General features: G+C 67.2%; 2 protein-coding genes and 1 pseudogene. All 3 read left to right on the forward strand.

Annotated elements, in window-relative coordinates:
- Positions 1–17: 17 nt before the first annotated feature.
- A pseudogene (locus JCM12296_RS46775) lies at positions 18–264 on the forward strand (transglycosylase domain-containing protein); the annotation flags it as partial.
- Between the two features lie 258 nt (positions 265–522).
- Positions 523–858: a penicillin-binding transpeptidase domain-containing protein gene (locus tag JCM12296_RS46780; RefSeq protein ID WP_281492272.1), complete on the forward strand. Its 336-nt coding sequence runs from the start codon at positions 523–525 to the stop codon at positions 856–858.
- Between the two features lie 20 nt (positions 859–878).
- The coding region (locus tag JCM12296_RS34905) for a penicillin-binding transpeptidase domain-containing protein (RefSeq protein WP_246805332.1) at positions 879–1,347 on the forward strand (469 nt) is incomplete at its 3' end.

Consider the following 1,347-nt stretch of genomic DNA (forward strand, 5'->3'; position numbering starts at 1 on the left):
GCGCATCGACCATCACCATGCAGGTGGCCCGCCTGCGCTGGCGCATCCGCACCGACAGCATCGGCGGCAAGCTCCGGCAGATCCTGCGCGCCCTGCAGCTGACCCGCCACCACGACAAGGCGCGTATTCTGGAAGCCTACCTGAATCTGGCACCTACGGGGCAATATCGAAGGCATCCAGGCCGCCAGCCTGGTCTATTTCGACAAGCCCGCCGACCAGTTGACCCTGCCCGAGGCGCTCACCCTGGCGGTGGTGCCGCAAAACCCCGTACGGCGCAATCCGGCCAATCCCAAGGGATTCGACCAGTTGCGCGCCGCGCGCCACCATCTGCTGGCACGTTGGCTGGCCGGGCATCCCCAGGACCGGCCACTGGCCGCCTATTTCGCGCTTCCCCTGGCGGTACGATCCCCTGACCGGCTGCCCTTTGCCGCCCCGCACCTGATCGATCACCTGGAGGCAACGGCCCCGCCGTCCACGGATGGTCGCATCGTCACCACCCTGGACCTGGATCGCCAACGGACCATGGAAACCGTGATCCGCCGCTATGTCGCCCGCAACAAAACCCAGGGCATCACCAACGCCGCCGCCCTGGCCCTGGACACGCACGCCATGGCGGTGACGGCCCTGGTGGGATCGGCGGATTTCTTCAACCCGCGCATCGCCGGACAGGTCAACGGCACCACGGCCCGCCGGTCGCCGGGATCGGCCCTCAAGCCGTTCGTCTACGCCCTGGCCATGGACCAGGGGTTGATCCATCCCATGAGCCTGATGAAGGATTCACCCCGGCGCTATGGCGGATTCACCCCGGAGAATTTCGACCAGCGTTTCCTCGGCCCGCTGTCGGCCCATGACGCCTGATCCTGAGTCGCAACCTGCCGGTGGTCCACCTGCAGACCCGGCTGGCCGAGCCGGGCTTGCATGGGTTTCTCCAAAGGGCGGGGATCGGCGACCTGAAGCCGGCCGCGCATTACGGGCTGGCCCTGGCCCTGGGCGGGGTCGAGGTCACCATGCTGGAACTTTGCGAACTATACGCGGCGCTGGCCAATGGCGGCCGCTGGCAGCCCCTGCGCATGACAACGGATCAAGCGGCGGCGTCCCCGGCCATTCAACTCCTCAGTCCGGAGGCCAGCTTCCTCACCCTGGATATCCTCAAGGACAATCCACCGCCGGAGAGCCACCACCGACCGACCGCCGCCGTTCAAGGCAACGCGGTGGCCTGGAAGACCGGTACCTCCCATGGTTTTCGGGACGCCTGGGCCGTCGGGATATGCGCGGACACGGTAATCGCCGTGTGGGTGGGCAATTTCAGCGGTAAGGGAAACCGGGCTTCGTGGGCCGCACGGCCGC

Source organism: Desulfosarcina cetonica JCM 12296 (assembly GCF_001311845.1).
GTDB lineage: Bacteria > Desulfobacterota > Desulfobacteria > Desulfobacterales > Desulfosarcinaceae > Desulfosarcina > Desulfosarcina cetonica.

Coding starts and splice junctions, on each gene's coding strand:
- JCM12296_RS46780 (WP_281492272.1), top strand. CDS start 523: ATGGAAACCGTGATCCGCCGCTATGTCGCCCGCAACAAAACCCAGGGC.